General features: G+C 47.0%; 15 protein-coding genes. 12 read left to right on the plus strand and 3 right to left on the minus strand.

Annotation, left to right across the window (positions count from 1 at the left end; translation table 11 throughout):
• Positions 1–692: 692 nt before the first annotated feature.
• From KME11_00695 to KME11_00720, 6 genes are all read left to right on the plus strand, one after another.
• Positions 693–2,138 carry a lipid-A-disaccharide synthase gene (locus tag KME11_00695; GenBank protein ID MBW4513724.1) on the plus strand — a complete coding sequence of 482 codons (1,446 nt, stop codon included), beginning with the start codon at positions 693–695 and terminating at the stop codon, positions 2,136–2,138.
• Positions 2,139–2,243: 105 nt separating this feature from the next.
• Positions 2,244–2,699: a hypothetical protein gene (locus KME11_00700; GenBank protein ID MBW4513725.1), complete on the plus strand. Its 456-nt coding sequence runs from the start codon at positions 2,244–2,246 to the stop codon at positions 2,697–2,699.
• 1,082 nt (positions 2,700–3,781) lie between these two features.
• Positions 3,782–4,867, plus strand: coding sequence for an RNA polymerase sigma factor, RpoD/SigA family (locus tag KME11_00705; GenBank protein ID MBW4513726.1), 1,086 nt, complete (start codon positions 3,782–3,784; stop codon positions 4,865–4,867).
• A 107-nt stretch (positions 4,868–4,974) separates the two neighbouring features.
• Entirely contained in the window at positions 4,975–5,469 is a 495-nt protein-coding gene (locus KME11_00710) for a GNAT family N-acetyltransferase (protein ID MBW4513727.1), read from the plus strand.
• A gap of 92 nt (positions 5,470–5,561) precedes the next feature.
• Complete coding sequence (locus tag KME11_00715) at positions 5,562–5,765, plus strand: glycogen debranching protein (protein MBW4513728.1); 204 nt, start codon at positions 5,562–5,564, stop codon at positions 5,763–5,765.
• A 233-nt stretch (positions 5,766–5,998) separates the two neighbouring features.
• On the plus strand, positions 5,999–6,349 hold the full coding sequence (locus KME11_00720) for a metalloregulator ArsR/SmtB family transcription factor (GenBank protein ID MBW4513729.1): 351 nt from the start codon (positions 5,999–6,001) through the stop codon (positions 6,347–6,349).
• A gap of 145 nt (positions 6,350–6,494) precedes the next feature.
• Here KME11_00720 and KME11_00725 read toward each other — a convergent pair whose 3' ends face one another.
• The 3 genes from KME11_00725 to KME11_00735 all read right to left on the minus strand — a co-directional run bounded on the left by KME11_00725 (position 6,495) and on the right by KME11_00735 (position 9,679).
• Positions 6,495–7,169, minus strand: a complete 675-nt coding sequence (locus tag KME11_00725; protein MBW4513730.1) for a GerMN domain-containing protein — start codon at positions 7,167–7,169, stop codon at positions 6,495–6,497.
• Between the two features lie 174 nt (positions 7,170–7,343).
• Positions 7,344–8,135, minus strand: coding sequence for a DUF2993 domain-containing protein (locus tag KME11_00730; GenBank protein MBW4513731.1), 792 nt, complete (start codon positions 8,133–8,135; stop codon positions 7,344–7,346).
• Positions 8,136–8,185: 50 nt separating this feature from the next.
• Positions 8,186–9,679 (minus strand): EAL domain-containing protein, encoded by a 1,494-nt coding sequence (locus KME11_00735; protein MBW4513732.1) that lies wholly within the window; start codon positions 9,677–9,679, stop codon positions 8,186–8,188.
• Positions 9,680–9,865: 186 nt separating this feature from the next.
• Between KME11_00735 and KME11_00740 the strand changes: the two genes are divergently transcribed.
• From KME11_00740 to KME11_00765, 6 genes are all read left to right on the plus strand, one after another.
• Complete coding sequence (locus KME11_00740; GenBank protein ID MBW4513733.1) at positions 9,866–10,666, plus strand: PhzF family phenazine biosynthesis protein; 801 nt, start codon at positions 9,866–9,868, stop codon at positions 10,664–10,666.
• Between the two features lie 135 nt (positions 10,667–10,801).
• Complete coding sequence (locus KME11_00745; protein MBW4513734.1) at positions 10,802–12,565, plus strand: hypothetical protein; 1,764 nt, start codon at positions 10,802–10,804, stop codon at positions 12,563–12,565.
• A gap of 105 nt (positions 12,566–12,670) precedes the next feature.
• Entirely contained in the window at positions 12,671–13,180 is a 510-nt protein-coding gene (locus tag KME11_00750; GenBank protein ID MBW4513735.1) for a hypothetical protein, read from the plus strand.
• Positions 13,181–13,226: 46 nt separating this feature from the next.
• A complete protein-coding gene (locus KME11_00755; GenBank protein ID MBW4513736.1) occupies positions 13,227–14,114 on the plus strand; it encodes a hypothetical protein in 888 nt (295 codons plus the stop codon).
• A 434-nt stretch (positions 14,115–14,548) separates the two neighbouring features.
• On the plus strand, positions 14,549–15,790 hold the full coding sequence (locus tag KME11_00760; GenBank protein MBW4513737.1) for a glycosyltransferase: 1,242 nt from the start codon (positions 14,549–14,551) through the stop codon (positions 15,788–15,790).
• A 180-nt stretch (positions 15,791–15,970) separates the two neighbouring features.
• Positions 15,971–17,557 (plus strand): glucose-6-phosphate isomerase, encoded by a 1,587-nt coding sequence (locus tag KME11_00765; GenBank protein MBW4513738.1) that lies wholly within the window; start codon positions 15,971–15,973, stop codon positions 17,555–17,557.
• Positions 17,558–17,561: the final 4 nt, after the last annotated feature.

The raw sequence follows: 17,561 nt of genomic DNA on the forward strand, positions 1-17,561 counted from the left end.
TTCTATCTACACTTTGTCGTTAGAGTCGAAACCGGCTTCCTGAAGGAACTTAGGTTGAGTCTTTTTACTCTACCCCTGGAGGTAACCATTAGTGACAGTCTTAGAGATAGCGTTCTGGCTAAATAGCCTGCATCTGCTGTCTGCTTGACTTTGACCAATGGCGAACACGATTTATTCTTCCTAATTAAAGAAACAAATCTCTACAGCATTCCCTTATAGACTTTAGATAGGTATGTCAAATTTTAGACTTTAAAAATAGGTTTTTAAGGTCACAATTGCACTACTGTGGATGGCTTATCGAAGGCTTAGCGAATAAGCTGCTCAAAGAATAACAGAGGTTCTGAAAAAGGGATCACGCTGAAGCAAAGGATATGAGCGGCGATCGCTCTACTGAAGCTTACTGAGAAACAATGACTACATCCAATAAATAACCGCAGCGATCGCACTTCTATAATATTTTAGTGAACAGTGAAAATTTGCTTCCCGATCTGCCTCAGTAAACTGGTCAGCAAAGCATCAGTAAGACTCTTTACTCTGTTGCAAATAATACATTGAGCAAAGCTGAAGATAAGGGCAAGAATAGTTCTATGAAAGCTAAAATCCTGTTCCACGAACGCAATAATCTCAGTAAAAAGCATTAGCATCTTCAACAACAAGTAACAATTAGCACAATACAGACGTAAACTAAATTTATGGCTCGTCCATCAATCGATCGCTCATCAGATCATCTCCCCCTAGACATTCTGATTCTCTCCAACGGCCCCGGTGAGATCACGACCTGGGTACGCCCTGTTGTCAAAGCGCTGCGTCAACAGCTTGGCGAAGATCGGCAACAGGTTCGTATTTCTCTCATCTTGTCCCCTTGTCCCAATGCCAGCGGAAGCGAGGCAGCGATCGCCCAGACTTATCCCGAAATCGATCGCATTCAAAGCGCCGATCGGTTTTTCCCTTTTTTGTTGTGGGGGCAAACAGCCGAGCCTTGGGATTGGCGAAAACAGGGCGTGACGCTTTTTTTAGGGGGCGATCAAATCTTTACCGTCATCATTGGCAAACGGTTAGGATATCGCACCGTGGTTTACGGCGAGTGGGAAACCCGCTGGCATCGGTGGATCGATCGGTTTGGGGTTATGAAGCCTGAACTGATTGAGCGGGTACAATCCCAACACGCGCATAAATTCAGTGTGGTCGGAGATTTAATGGCAGATATTGAGGCAGGCGACTCAACTCAGGATCTTTCTGAGAGGATGTCCGAGAAGTCTAAATTGCTGTCTGATCCGCCCCCTAAATCCCCCATTCGGGGGGACTTTGAAGGAGGGCTGATGCAGAAGTCCCCCAGAATGGGGGGTTGGGGGGCGAGTGCAAGAATCTTTGATACTTCTCAGACATCCTCTGAAGCAAAGGAAGAAATCATCGGCATATTGCCTGGTTCTAAAGGGGCAAAGCTGGCGCAGGGATTACCCCTAGGATTGGCGATCGCTCACTCCATTTATGGCGATCGTCCTCAAACCCGGTTCGTCATTCCCGTCGCTCCTACCCTTCATTTATCGACGCTGGCGAAATTTGCTGACCCGGCACAAAATCCCCTCATTGAACACTTTGGTAATTTCTCCGCAGACCTTATTCAAGATCAAGGACAGCCTTTTCTACAGATCAAAAAAGAGGGACAACCCACCCCAGTTCGCATCGAACTTTACACCCAATCTCCTGCCTATCCTTTATTAATAAAATGTCGTTTTTGCTTAACAACCGTTGGAGCCAATACTGCCGAGCTTGGCGCACTAGCAGTTCCCATGATTGTTTTGCTTCCTACTCAACAACTTGATGCCATGCGTTCCTGGGATGGTATACCCGGACTTTTAGCAAACCTGCCTGGAGTGGGCACTCTCTTTGCCCGCCTGATTAATCGCTGGTTTCTGCGTAAAACTCGGCTACTGGCTTGGCCCAACATTTGGGCAGGAAAGATGATTGTGCCAGAACTCGTCGGACACCTAATTCCGCAAGATTTGGCAGAACTGGCGATCGACTGGCTAGATCACCCTGAAAAGTTAACTTACATTCAAACCCAACTTCGCCAAGTGAGAGGCGATCGGGGTGCAGCACAAAAACTAGCTCAATTAGTGGTGGATTGCTTAAAGTGAAAGGTGTGCGAAAATCGGATAGTCATGGATTGAATCAAACGAGATCCCAACCCTGATTCATTCTGCTCACTTCATGAATGTCGGTTCTTCATCGGTTCTTCAACAGTGAAAAAGGTTCCTTGGCTGTCTCTTGGCATTTTGTTTTCTGCTTATGCTACCTTCAGTTGGTTTCTAACCCATTGGGTTATCTCTCGGATCAGCACAGGGCCAGCAGTTTGGACAGCCTGGGCAATTGTTCTGTTCTGTACTCTCCTGCAAGCCCTACTGCTCACTACGTTATTTGATGGACTAAAACTCTTTTTTAGAAAGTGGTTAAAGTCAGATATAGGATATTTTTCGCTCATCATGCTTGGCTCAATGGGAGTGACTGCTGCACTGGTTTGGTTCAAGATGTTTGGGTATGTTTTGGTTTTGGTTTCAGCCGAAATTCTGGCGCGCCTAGATTTGCAGAATGCTCACCTCAACCGTTGGCAATCCTTGATTGTTCTGACCCTGGTTTCTGTCGCTGGATTAGCAGTGGGTTGGGGGGCAAGGCTAACTCCACTTTTCTTACAGATTTAGATCATTAATTTTGCACTAAAAAACTTAGCTCAAAAAAGGCATCTCTGAATGAAAGGATGAATCTGCTCAGCGCCCCTATCCTGAAGGAAAGGGGTTGGGGGAGAGGTCTACTGAAACCCGAGTAGAACATTACTAGCTCAATGGGTGTTAATTGGATCACATCTGACGTTAATTTATATTAAGTTCGATAGACGTTTGGCTTGGGTTGAGGATAAACTTCTGCCTTCATGGTTCTGCCTTTATGGCAATCTATGAAAACTTAATCTATTGTAAGACCGAATTATTCAGCGCGACCCCTTGCAGGTGTCTCGAACGATCGCTTCAAATTGTTAAATCTTGTTGAAGATCGACTGAAATAATTTTCTAGGCTGATGGGTGCAAATCATTTTTGGGAATCCTTCCTAGCATCAACAAACTTTTAGTTTGCATTTTAGAGAGTTATCCATTACCCTGTAGCTGAACCATCAATGCCCTCAACACTCTCAGCAATTTCAGTATTTTCACTGGATCTGATTCTTGGCTTTCATAGTATCGTCAACATCAAAAATCAAAGCCAATTAGTTATGCAAAGTTAAAAGTGTAATCAGGGACATGGCGATCGTCGTCATTTGGCAGAAACCTAGTTGATGCAAGCTCGAGTCTCTCAGCTTGTTCGCTAACGGTCTGTTTTCGTTTGTGGTTGGTTCTATTTCGGTTGTTCCCTACAATTCCCGCTTTGGTCAACATGGCATTGTTTGCTAGCTTATTGCTTCAGATCAATGTATTTAAAAAAGTCTGATCAAAAGCCGCTTGGTATCTGGGTTAAACGCTTAGTAGAACAGAACGCGCAAAGAATTCATGGGGTAAATCTGGGTTTTCGTTAGAGCACCTATCCCACCTATTCTAGTTCAATTTCAGGTGAGTGAATCAAGGTTTTTAACCGTCATTTCATTCCATTAGCGTCCTTATCCATCGGCATAGCGATCATGACTGCATTATTCAATTACAAATTAGGACAGGCGATGAGCAGATCCACCTTAGACACGGCTAATTCTTCAGAGCTTCTGGCAGGTGCCGAAGATGATTTTCTAAACCCAACACCAATTGATTTGCGAACCGTGAATGATTTCAAGGATCGCTCGGACAAGGAGAGCGGGTCGGGTCTCAATACTGAATTTGGCTCTGAAGAAGATATTGATGATTTGCTAGAAAATCGGGCATCGGGCTATCGCAAAACTGTGACGGATGATGCGGTTGGAGCCTTTTTTAAGGAAATGGCGCGTTACCCGTTGCTCAAACCTTGTGAGGAAGTGGAGCTAGCTCGTCGGGTCAAGTTTTTGGGAGAAGTGGAAGAACTGCGGGAACGGCTGCAAACAGAGTTAGGTCGTCCGGCAAACAAGGCAGATTTGTGTCAGTCGATGAACGTTACTGAGCGTCAGCTTGAGCATCGTCTTTACCTGAGCCGTGTTGCCAAGCGCAAAATGATTCGCTCTAATCTGCGGCTGGTGGTGTCGATCGCCAAGCGTTATCTCAACCGGGGTGTGCCATTCCTAGATTTAATTCAAGAGGGAGCACTCGGACTAAACCGCGCTACCGAAAAGTTTGATCCAGATAAAGGATATAAATTCTCGACCTATGCTTACTGGTGGATTCGCCAGGGCATTACCCGAACGATCGCCAACGATGCGCGCACCATTCGTTTACCCATTCACATTGTTGAAAAACTGAATAAGCTGAAAAAAGCTCACCGTGAGTTGCGTAAAGATCTGAACCGTAACCCTACCGATGTAGAACTAGCAGCCTCTTTGGATATGACTCCAGAGCAGTTGCGTAATCTGCAACAAGTGCGACGGCGATCGCTTTCGTTGAACCATCGCGTTGGCAAAGGCGAAGACACCGAGCTAATGGAGCTATTGGAAGACAACAGCACCCAATCGCCCGAAGCGCAAATGAACGAAACCATGATGCGCCAAGAAATTTATGCCGTGCTAGGCGAAGTGCTAACAGAACGGGAGCGTGACATCATTGCGCTGCGCTATGGGTTGACCACTGGCGAAACCAACACCTTAGAAGAAGTAGGCGGTATGTTTAATCTTTCCCGCGAACGAGTCCGCCAAATTCAAACCAAGGCAATGCGCAAACTGCGTCGCCCTCAAGTTGCAGGCAGACTAAAGAACTGGCTGCGCTAAATTCTATTCCATGGGTCTGTGTATTCCCGGCTTTCCAAAAAAGTCGGGAATCTTTTACGAAGATCTATTCTTGGAAGATCTATTCTTGATGGAATGCCATCTTTTTTATGAACGATATTGAGATTCGTCCGGCAAAATCTGAAGATGTAGAAACCATCTTTCAACTGATTCAAGCCTTAGCCGACTATGCGCAGCTTTCTCACCAAGTTACAGGCACAGTAGCGCTATTGCACGAACATTTGTTTGGCGCACATCCCTGCATTGAGGCACTTTTGGCAGATCATCAAGGGAAGTCTATTGGGTTCGCACTATTTTTCACAAACTATTCTACTTTCCTAACCAAACCTGGTATTTATTTGGAAGATTTGTTTGTTATGCCAGAATACCGAAGCAAGGGTATTGGCAAAGCACTTCTTGCGGCTTTAGCGCGGCTAGCATTAGATCGCAACTGTGGACGCTTGGAGTGGAGCGTGTTGGATTGGAATGAGCCAGCGATCGCGTTTTATCAACGCATTGGGGCAACAATTTTACCTGAATGGCGAATTTGTCGAGTAACGGGAGAAGCGATCGCTCAATTAGGAAATAGTTCGTTTGGCATATAGTTTCGCAAACAAATAGTTTCGCAAACAAATCTTGCTTTCACTCTAGCTCTCTTGTACAACGAAGTTAACCGTTCTCATTGAAAGGAGTTTCCATGATTTGGGTTAATGAACAAATTGACGAATCAGGCATCATTCGCGCCTGTATTGCCTGCGTCAATCAACTTCAGGCACAAGAATGCCATGATTCTTTCACCACTAATCTAACGGCTCAACAGAAAGCAGAGGGCTGGATTGCCCGAATTCGCACCGTTGGCTCGTGGGATGAAGTGCCTGTGAACTCGCTCAAGCTGGATTAATTCAATCTAAGCTAGATTAATCCAAGTCTCTCTCAACTTCAAGTCTCGGCGACAGTTCAGTACAAACGACTTGATCAAGTTGGGTTGAGAATAGTGAAAACGATGCTATAGACAAGTCTATTCATCCCTCAATGGTGATATTTTCCATCTATTACTCCATTGGCATAGAAGGGTTGAGTGCTACAATATTGGGGATCAACCCTCATGCTGGGGATCGCTCAGCTAAGTTTCTTATGCAATTATCGGAATCTGTACCTTCTGAGGTTATCCAGCAAGTTTCAGAATATTTCAGCGTTTTGGGTGAACCCATGCGCTTACGAATTCTAAACTTGTTGAAAGATGGAGAAAAATGCGTTCAAGACTTAGTGGAATCGACTTCTACTAGCCAAGCTAATGTCTCCAAGCACCTTAAAGTGATGCTGCAAGCGGGAATATTAACTCGGCGGAGCGAGGGTACTTCTGCTTACTACAGTGTGGCAGATGACTTAACCTATGATTTGTGCCATTTAGTCTGCGATCGCCTCGCGACCCGCATTGAGCAACAAGCTAGACACTTCCGCGCTTTTAGCCTCACCGGACGCTAAAGCCTCAGATGCTTACTGTTTAATTAGCTGCCTCAGACGTTATCTAAAAAGTCTAGATTGCTGCCCGATTCGCCCCCTAAATCCCCCATTCTGAGGGACTTTGAAGGAGAACGGGTTCGGAAGTCACCCAAACTTTCAAGAGGCTCTAAAGAGAAAAATTCTGATCAAATTCTTGTCGAGTCATCGGTTGGTCAATTACCAATCCTTCACCGCCTAAAACCTCTAATGGCTCATCGTCAATTGAAATCCAAACGGGAGCATCAGGGTCTAATGTTGTGGCAGTGTAAATGACCTGAGCCACTCTGCCCATCATGGCTGTGCTGCCGCCGCCTGTCATGAATTCGGACGACAAATCCACATGAACGCCATCTGGCTGGATTTTTAGCTCCTGAAGTTTGGTATTGGCAGGAATTGTTGATGTTAGGGTTGGATCGGTTGAGCCTTGTAGCATTTTTTCAAATGCGGCTTTGAGGACGACGTTGGGTTGGGCTTCATTCAAGGCGATCGGAGCAGCAGCTAGCTCAATTTCGTTGCCTACTGCTTTAAGCCAATAAATTTGTACTGACTTCTCAGTCGGTGCTTTTGTAGGAGCAGGAGCCGTAAACTGATTCGGCTTAATGGGCTGAAGCGAGTTGGCACTGACCGAAGGCTTAGGGCTGGGCGTATTCGTCCACCAAGCAAGTCCACTTCCAACAGCAAAGGCGATCGCTGAGAAACCTGCCGCTAAGTAGAGAGGAAATGTCCGTCGCGATCGGAGTTCGGTGACGGGGGTTTGAGGAGAAATAGGTTGCTTTTTGCTAGGCTTGTCATCATGCATCATAGAGTTCCTCGGCTAAGTCATTCGCCCCAGACTACATCTGGAGAGTCCAACTAAGGCTGCTGGATGAGTTGCAGCTACACCAGGATAGAGAGGGTTTCCAGAATTTCCTTGTACTTTTTATTCTAAAGGTTTTTAAGGGAAGTCAGGTATTGCTCGGAATAGGTATCTTTTGAACTAACGACGAGTTAGGAATTTAGGCTCTACTTGTACAAACGCTGCTAAATCTAACTGGTCGTCTTGAATTTGAAAATTTAGCACCCTAGAAGTCAACCCTGACTCTTCTAATCTCCCTAGATCTAATTGTTGAAGTAAGCCAGCGGTGAGCAGCATGATAATCTCGGCAGGTACCGCTGTCTCGCCAAACATGACTTGGGGGTCAACAAGTTGCAGCCGTCGCCCAGCAGTGACTGTAAATCCAGATTCTGCGGTAATCCCCGATTGGGTGCCCGATCGCTGTCCTTGAAGCGTTGTCCAAACCTTCAGCCGATTGTTAGCTAAAAAATCGACTTGAATTTTTTTAACATTGTAGGGCTCAGCTGGTTCGCTGCTGCTACTAGGCAGATTAAGGCTCATCTCCTCCAAGCGTTCTCCGACTGCCGCAGACTGCAAAAAACGGTTGATGTCTGTCTCGGTAATTTCCATGCGGATGCCTGCTTGCAACGGTTCTTCTAGCTGGGGGTTGTCTTGGCGAAGGCTAGCGAGATTTAGGGCGATCGCAGCGGTTTCCAGTTCCAAGACGGCTATTCTGAGATCGGGTTGGGGCACAATGCCTCGACCGGCAATACGCACGCGCTGCACTTTGCCTTGTAAAAGCTGATAGCTAGGGGCATTATCAATCCGCACTGCTAATGTTTCAGCAGAATTGAGGCGATCGCGGATAGCACGAGTTGCCAGGCGATCGCTGACGAAGCCGATGGGGGCTAGCAGACCTAGCAAGCCCGAGAGAAGAATTGTGATGAGTTCCATCTAATCCATTTCCATCTAACCCAGTTCCTAACAAGTGCCATGATTTTATGTCATGGCAGCGTTCCACTCTCTTGAATTAGCTGCCTCAAATAAGTCGTGTGGTCTCTTCCTAAGCGATTCAGGTCTGGACTAGCTTTGCCAATAATATGCCCTTGTACATAGCGGATGCCGACTCGATAGAGTTGTCCTAGCGTGATGGGGCAACCATCATCAAATCCTTCTACTACGACTTTGGGCGCACGGAGGCGAGTGCTACTCGCAAGATCTAGGACAAAGCGCAAGGTAATCTCGGTAGCCTCTTGCTCTTGATACAGCAACTCGCGATCGATCTTAACATGGGAAGGATTGAGCCTGGTCAACCGGGAAACCGAGGCATGTCCTGCCCCAAAGTCATCGATCGAAAAGCCAACCTTTAAATCGCGCACATATCGACCGAGTTGCCTTCTGAACGCTTCCATGGGAGAGACACGGTGAATCGATTCGGGTAAGGGAAGCTTTTCAGAAATTTCTAAAATCAGCTTTTCGGGTTGAATTAACTTATCTTGAACAACATGACGAATCGACTCAAAATACTCGTCTTGCATGAGAGAAGGCGGATACACGTTCACCGAAAGCTCTCGAATATCCTCTTGTCTGCGCCCCGAATGAAACTGACAGGCATAGCGGTAGCGCTCAACGGATTGGCGCATCAGGTATGCATCTAAATGCACCATGAAGCGATCGCCCCATAGTTCTGCTGCTTCAAACAAATCAATAGGAGCGCAGTCAATCATGGGATCACGGGCAAGCGCTTCCCAACTATCGATATAAGGATAATCTGGATCGAGGCGCAGCACAGGTTCAAAGTGAATATGCATGTGGGAAAGGCGATCGCAAAATAACTCAAACCGACGATGGTAAAGAGACGAAGGCGCAAACCCATAGGTACGCCGCAAATCATCTAAAATTGCAGCTTCCACACAGGACAGTTGCAAGGTGCTGAACCCACAAGTAGCAACGTCTAGCGAAATTAAAATTTGACCACAAACATCACTGAGAATAATAGACTCCGGCGGCGCTCCTCCAATGACCATCAAGGTCTTGCTTTGACGAGACAAGAGCGGCACAAGGGCAGAAAATTTAGCAATTCCATCCTCTTCATAAGACTGAAAAATCCCATGGGCTTGATGAGTATTACGCTCTAGTGAATGAAAAGAGACGCGATCCGATACTTGTGTAAAAATAGCCTCTTTCCACTCTGGGTTGAGGCTGCTGTCTTTGTTATTAGATTGGCTTTGTTCGATGAGATCCCACCGACCCGACTCTTGTCTTAATACTGCTACAAAGTCTACATTTAATGCACAACGAATGGCTTCTAAAATTTGGCTGGGTGATTCGATCGGCAGACTGCACTCACCCAAAAATTGCATCAATCTTTTGATAAAAGGTGCGTAAGGTTCTAACGGATGATTTAAGGGAGTTGCTCTCAGCGGTTGCCTGCGGTCAATCACAATCACTATTCCATGCCACCCTATCTTTGCAGCGGTATTAACTTTGTCTGACACTAAGCTACAAGAAATAGGTTGTCAAAGGAAGGTTTTTAGATAATCTTTCTATCTTCCACACAAAACCAACCTGATTCCAATCAAAAACAAGAGACATCGTATTTCATCATTTAATGCAATGATTCAAATTCAGCCCATTCATCTGTCCATTCCTTTTGTAAAGACTGACTCAATTAAAAATATTCTATGCCTCTCATCATTCAAGTAGATGCTTTCACATCCCAACCTTTTGCAGGCAACCCTGCCGCAGTCTGCATACTGCCTACCGTTAAAGACTCGCAGTGGATGCAGAATGTTGCCCAAGAAATGAACTTATCGGAAACAGCGTTTTTGGTTAAGCAGGCAGATGGGTTTGATTTGCGTTGGTTTACTCCAACAACAGAAGTTGATTTATGTGGTCATGCCACCCTTGCCAGTGCGCATGTTTTGTGGTCGGAAGGACATTTAAAGCCCGATGTTGAAGCCCGATTTCAGACGCGCAGTGGTTTGCTAACTGCCAATTTCCAAGAGCAATCTTCAGGGGAAAACTGGATTGAACTTAATTTTCCTGCAATTCCGACTGTTGCTGTCCCCGTTCCTGCCAATCTGTCCACAGCGTTAGGAGTACCTGTTCGCCAAGTTTATGAAGGTTCGGTGGGGTTGGTCATAGAAGTAGATTCAGAGAGGACGGTGCGCAACATCCAACCTAATTTTGAATTGCTAAAAACCATTCCTTGCCAAGGCGTTATTGTGACTAGTCGAGCCGATTTTCAGTTCGATTTTGTTTCGCGGTATTTTGCACCTAGTTTTGGCATTGACGAAGATCCGGTGACTGGCTCAGCCCACTGTTGTTTGGCAACGTTTTGGCACGATCGCCTCCAAAAGACGGAGTTTTTAGCTTATCAAGCTTCTGCCAGAGGCGGCGTTGTTAAAGTACGTTATGAGGGCGATCGCGTGTTTTTGGGTGGACAAGCCATCACAGTGCTACGCGGAGAACTGATGGTCTAAAATCACAGGTACGTTTATCTTTAGTTCAGCTATCAGTCAAAATAAACTAGCTCTTGTCGTACCGGCTTGCCCGGTTCAAATCAACACCTTTATCCCATAGTTTTCATATTTCATAAGTGCATTAGCAGGAAAATCATGATGAAGTGGGTTAGATTTTTTTGGAATGTGCTGGTTCAAATCATCCGTCGCAAGGGGCGACCCATTGCCGATATCTCGAAGCGATCGTTCAGTTTGACTGCTCTTGTGACTGCGACCCTGCTAATTCTTAGCGCCTGTCTGAGTTCACCTCATTCGGCTCAATTCTCGTCAGGGTCATCTGCCCTGGCAGCACTGCCCACATCAGTTGGCACCAACCTAAATGGCATTGCCGATTGGTCAACCCAGCAGCCTTTTATCGATGCTTTCAAATCTTCTAGAAGCTGGATTACCCAGTGCCAAACTGGCGAACCCGGCTGCAAAGGTAACTGGTCTACTGATGAATTCGGTAAGCTTAACCTCGATCAAAGTGGCTGGGTTAAGTCGCTTCCTGCTCCCGCCGATCCTGCCGAATACACCCGCGTTAGCACCCTATTGTTCCGTGACTTAGCCGGACAATATCCTAGTGGCAAATATCTTGTGCTTTACGCGGGTGAAGGCACGATCGAATATGGCTTTGATGCCCGCAAAGATGAATCAACTTCTAAGCGCGGCAGAGACGTTCTCCTCGTTACGCCTTCTGATGCGGGCATTCTACTCACTATTACCGCAACCGATCCTCGCAAAACTGGTAACTATATTCGCAATATTCAGGTCATTCCTGAGCAATACGAGCAAACCTATCGCACCCAGATATTCAACCCTGTGTTTTTGGAGCGTGTTAAAAAATTTAAAACCTTTCGGTTTATGGATTGGATGCAAACCAATGGTTCTGAACAGGGTAACTGGGACACCCGCGCTAAAGTAACCGATGCGACCTACGCCACAGGTAAGGGCGTGCCTTTAGAAGTAATGCTGGATTTGGCAAACCGCATGGGGGTTGATCCGTGGTTCACCATGCCGCACAAAGCCTCTGATTTATACATGACCAATTTTGCTAAATTGGTTCGCGATCGCCTTAATGAGAATCGCAAAGTTTACGTCGAATACTCCAACGAAGTCTGGAACTGGCAGTTTCCACAAGCCCAATTTGCGTTGCAAGAAGGTAAATCTCGATGGTCGGTAGAGGGCGATGTGTTTGCCCAGTGGTACGGCTTCCGCACGGCACAAATGTCTGATATTTGGAAGCAGGTGTTTGGGCGGCAACGCAGCCGCGTAGTCTCGGTGATGGGAACCCAAACTGCTTGGCGCGGCTTAGAAAATGCTGCCCTTGACTGTCCGCTTTGGGTGGCAGAAGGCAACAAGCCTTGCTACCAGCATGGTATTGATGTTTTGGCGATCGCGGGTTACTTTGGCGGCAGCTTGGGGCAAGGAGCCAGTCAAGCCACCGTCGAAGCTTGGAGCAACGAGGGTGAAGTGGGCTTTAAAAAAGCGATCGCCCAACTCAATCAAGGCAGCCTCCTCCCCTCCGAAGGCTACGACGATAGCATTAAGGGATTAACTGACTCGTTTCGCTATTACCAAAACGTCGCTCGTTCCCGTGGGCTGCAATTGGTCGCATACGAAGGAGGACAACACTTAGTCAATTCCAACAACCCCAAGCTTTCAGAGTTCTTTATTAGCCTCAACCGCCGCCCTGAAATGACGGATTTATACACTCAGCTATTAGAGGCTTGGAAGCAAGCTGGCGGCACTGTGTTCATGAATTTTTCAGATATTGCTCGTCCGGGTAAGTGGGGAAGTTGGGGTGCTTTGGAGTACGTTGGGCAGGAGCGATCGCCTAAGTACAATGCGCTCATTCAATTCATCGATCGTAACTCTTAGGGCAAAACGTGCTTTATGACACATTAAGTCTTGCTGCAAACGGTTACGCGATTTGCCGTAATCAGAGAGAATAATTGAGTTTTCTTGGCGTTTATGGAGTTAGCTATGATAAGTACTCGTTGGCGTAGAGTATTTGCCTCTCTCTTGCTCAGCTTGGTGTTGCTGGTGACTGCTTGCAGTGCTCCACCTGCCTCACGCTATGATCAAACTCAGAAAGAGACGACTGAAAGAGGTGCGGCTCCAGCAGTTGCTAAGGCGGCTGAACAAGGCAGCAGTTTTAACAAGTTCTTTCCCAAAGGACAAAAAGGCTTCGAGGTCGTTCCGGCTCAAGAGAAAAAAGGCTTTGCTGAGTACAAAGTCAACCAAGGCGGCAAAAACGTTGCCATGTTAGCTATTACTGACACAACAGGTACAACCGCAGCGAACAAGTTTCAAGCCAGCACCTTCACGGTGAAGGGCTATCCTGCCGTTGAGCAAGGGCAAACCGCTACAGCCGTTTTGATTGGCGATCGCTATCAGGTCAAAGTCCTTTCTCGGGACGCATCCTTCACCAAAGAGAACCGTGCCGCATGGCTGGAAAAGTTTGACCTAAAAGGGTTAGAGCAGTTGAAGTAAAACCTCGCTCCCCGTTTACTTAGTATTTATTTAAGGAGATTAGACTGTGAGCAAACCGATTTTTGAATTGGTCGATAGTCTACCCACGGGTGGCATTACGGTCATGGCGCTAAAGTCTCTAGATTTTACGCTACCCGGTCAATGGCAAAATTTGGTCGGGTTCGATAACACCATTCGAGCCGTGACGGGCGAAACTGACGATGAATTGATTCAGCAAATTGGCGATCGCGCTGTGACTCTTTTCAACGATAAATCTCAGGGATACCAGCGAGCGCTCTGGCTCTATCAAACCGTCAGTTCTGCATCGGGTGCCCTCGGGACGGCAGCATTAGCGAACAAAATTGGACAAGACATCTCCTTCCTGGGGATTTTGAAAAACCTCACCCCAAAGCCCGAAAAAGCCCAAAGCATTGACCTCTGTGTCAAACTCGTCGCTGAGATCGTGGCGTTCTGCCAAATCAACGGTATTCCTGGCGATAGCGTCGGTGACTTCCTGGCAGCATTGAAGGATTATGGCGGTGAGTCATTGGTGCGGATGGCAGCGCTGGTGTGTTTTGATGGACTGATTCCTTTAGGGCCCGACTTTGCCCGCAAAGGCTTAGACTCTCTCAAAACAACCTCGCCCTCTGACCTGGAAAAGAACCAAACTTTTAAAGGTATTCAAGAGTTAATTCCAGGGAACAACCCGGAAGGCAAGCTAGGGTTTATTACAGAAAGCTTTGAATCTACCAAAGGGTGGATGGATGGGTTCGTCTCTGCTAATGGTTTGACCCCTGAAAAGGTAGTTGATAACTTAGGAAAGTTTGTCGATATCTCTAAGGACAAACTGGATTACCTCGGCGCGTTTTTAGACATGTATGTGAAGTCTTACGAGCATACGGGTATCCAAACTTTGGCACGGCGGCTGATTGAGCGGGCAGTCGCAGAAATCTAGGGATTAGAAAATTTAGAGATGACAATGGAGTCTCTAAAAAAGACGATCGCCCTCATGACATTGAGGGCGATTTTTGATATTGCTGGATCGTAGTTTGAAAATCTGGTTCTCCTGCCCTGTTAGGAAAGAGGCTAGGGGTTAGGTTGAGTCGATAACTCAGCGAGGCGACCTAACCCCCAACCCGTCTCCCGAAGAAAAGGGACTCTGAGCAGATTCATCCTTTCATTCGGCAACGCCCGATTTTTTATACCAGAAAAACTCTCTTGAAAATATTGATACCGATCGATTTCTTCATAACTACGTATTTTCCGTGGAACTTATTTACTTATCCTTAATATGGTTATAAAGAAACGATGTAGGTTGCTGTAGGTTACGGTTATAGAGTATTACCACTAGATAGATTTAGAGAAATCAATCAAAAGTGGTGAGGTCGTATGCGCCTGCTCATCGTTCAATATGCTGGTGATTACCGAGAAGCTTTTTACAACTTAACAGAAGGTAGAGGTGAAACTTACTACGCGCAACAATATTCTGTCGATACTGTATCGAAGCTTGCTGAACAGGTTGATGAAGTCGCTACCTTAAGTTTCTTGAGTAATGACCGCTATAACGAAGTTTTACCGAATGGCGTTAGGGCGATCGGGGCAGGCTTTCACCACAAAGTTGACAGCCAAACTATCTTAGAAATCATCAAAGCTCAAAATCCAACTCACATTGTTCTGAGAACTCCCAATCGGACGGTGCTGCAATGGGCAATTAAAAATAATGTTCAGGTCGTGGTCACCCTGGCAGATTCCTTCAACAGTCCTAGCCTCCGCGATCGGGTAGATCACTATTTCCTTGCCAATCTTCTTAACCATCCTCAAATAAGCTGGGTTGCCAATCATGGTGTTACAGCCTCCCAGTCTCTTGAGTCAATTGGTGTTAACCCTGAAAAGATTATTCCTTGGGATTGGCCCCACGCCGTTACTCCAGACCTCTACTCGCCGAAAACTCTTCGCCAGCCTTCAGACTGCTGGAAAATTCTATATGCAGGGCATATTAGCGAGGCAAAGGGCCTAGGAGATGTATTAGAAGCGATCGCTTTACTCAAAGCTCGGCATTTCCCTGTCCATCTCAAAATAGCGGGTAAGGGCGATATTGATTTCTTTCAAGCCAAGGTGCATCAGCTTCAAATTGAGGACTGCGTAGAGTTTTTGGGAATGGTCAAAAATACGGATGTCATTGGGCTGATGCGGGATGCTGACCTCGTGACGGTGCCTAGTCATCATGACTACCCAGAAGGATTCCCCATGACAATTTATGAGTCCCTTTGCTCTCGAACCCCCATCGTGGCTTCTAATCACCCCATGTTTGTGCGGCAGTTGCGCCACGAACAAAACGCCATGATTTTTCCAGATGGTGAGGCAACAGCATGTGCCTTGCAAATCGAGACGATTCTGACTCAGCCCGCTCTGTACGAAAAAATCTCCTACGCTACCCATGCCACTTGGAAAAACTTACAGGTTCCCGTGAAATGGGGCGATTTGCTTACATCCTGGTTGAAAAATTCTCCTGAAGACCAAAAGTGGCTGTTCCAACATCGCCTTTCATCAGGGCGTTACGGGAATCTCAACGTTGCTGCTCCCTCTCGATTCTCGTTGTACTTTGGTCAGCGGCAGGTTCGGCAAGCATAAGGGCGATCGCCCCCAGCAAAAAAAGATAGGTAGCAAAAGAGGGTAGGTCTAGTGTTCTATTCTTGCGGCAATTTCAGCACCTAGAGGCTTGAGTCAGGGAATTCTTAAATAAATTCAAATTTTGGATGCCATCTCAGTCTGTACACTGTGATAGATGGACGCGATAGGTGAAGACCGCTTATGGATGCTGCTACACTCTGGCAACGTTATCAGGACTGGCTATATTTCCATGAAGGGTTAGGGTTTTATCTTGATGTGAGCCGAATGCGGTTTGATGATGCCTTTGTGACTCAGATCCAGCCCAGGTTAGAAAAAGCATTCCAAGCCATGGTGGCACTAGAGGCAGGGGCGATCGCTAACCCTGACGAAAATCGCATGGTCGGGCATTACTGGCTGCGCGATCCTAGCCTGGCACCCACCCCAGAGATCAAGCAAGACGTTACCCAGACCTTGGCGCAAATTCACACTTTCGTGAGTAAAGTCCATAGCGGCGAAATCCACCCGCCCGATGCGGCAAAGTTCACCGATATTTTGTCGATTGGGATTGGAGGCTCGGCGTTAGGGCCGCAATTTGTGGCGGAGGCACTCTCCCCAGTCGATGCACCCCTAACCATACAGTTTATTGATAATACTGACCCCGCAGGCATCGATCGCGTGTTAGCTCAGCTTAAGGATCGGTTGGCTTCTACCCTCGTTTTGGTCATTTCTAAATCGGGTGGAACGCCCGAACCCCGCAACGGCATGGTTGAGGTTAAACATTTCTATGAAAAGCAGGGGCTAAACTTTGCTCAACATGCTGCTGCGATCACAGGCAACGGTAGCAATTTGGATAAAGTCGCTAAAGCCGAAGGCTGGTTAGAAACCTTTCCTATGTATGACTGGATTGGCGGACGAACTTCTGAGCTTTCTGCGGTGGGGCTGTTACCAGCCGCGCTGCAAGGCATTGATATTAACGCGATGCTGGCTGGGGCAAAGGCAATGGATGAGGCGACTCGCGTGCCCAGTCTCAAGGAGAACCCGGCAGCGCTGTTGGCAATAAGCTGGTACTTTGCTGGCAATGGCAAAGGTGAAAAAGATATGGTAGTGTTGCCTTACAAAGACAGCCTACTGCTGTTTTCGCGCTATTTACAACAGTTGGTCATGGAGTCTTTAGGCAAAGAGGAAGATTTAGACGGCAACAAGGTTTACCAGGGTATCGCGGTTTACGGCAACAAGGGCAGCACCGACCAACACGCCTATGTCCAGCAATTGCGAGAAGGGATTCCCAACTTTTTTGCTACGTTAATTGAGGTACTAGAAGACCGCCAAGGTGCCTCTATTGAGGTAGAGACGGGAGCGACTTCCGGAGACTATCTTTCGGGACTATTGCAGGGCACCCGGCAGGCGCTCTACGAAAATCATCGAGACTCTATCACTGTTACTATTCCTCAAGTGAATCCGCGCACGGTGGGGGCATTGATTGCTCTGTATGAGCGGGCGGTGGGGCTGTATGGCTGTATGGTTAACGTCAATGCCTACCATCAGCCGGGAGTAGAGGCGGGTAAGAAAGCAGCCGCAGCCGTGTTGGAGTTGCAGCAGCGAGTTGTTAAAGCCCTTAAAGAGGGAAGTGTGCCCATGTCATTAACCGAACTGGCAAGCTGTGCGGGTGCGCCTGACCAGGTAGAGGCAATTTACAAAATTGTTCGCCATTTGCAGGAAAATCATCGTGAGGTGGCGGTGACTGGAGATCTGAGTAAACCTGGAAGTTTGGCGATCGCCGCCTTATAGCCCC

The sequence above is a fragment of the Timaviella obliquedivisa GSE-PSE-MK23-08B genome (assembly GCA_019358855.1).
In the GTDB taxonomy this organism is placed as follows: Bacteria; Cyanobacteriota; Cyanobacteriia; order Elainellales; family Elainellaceae; genus Timaviella; species Timaviella obliquedivisa.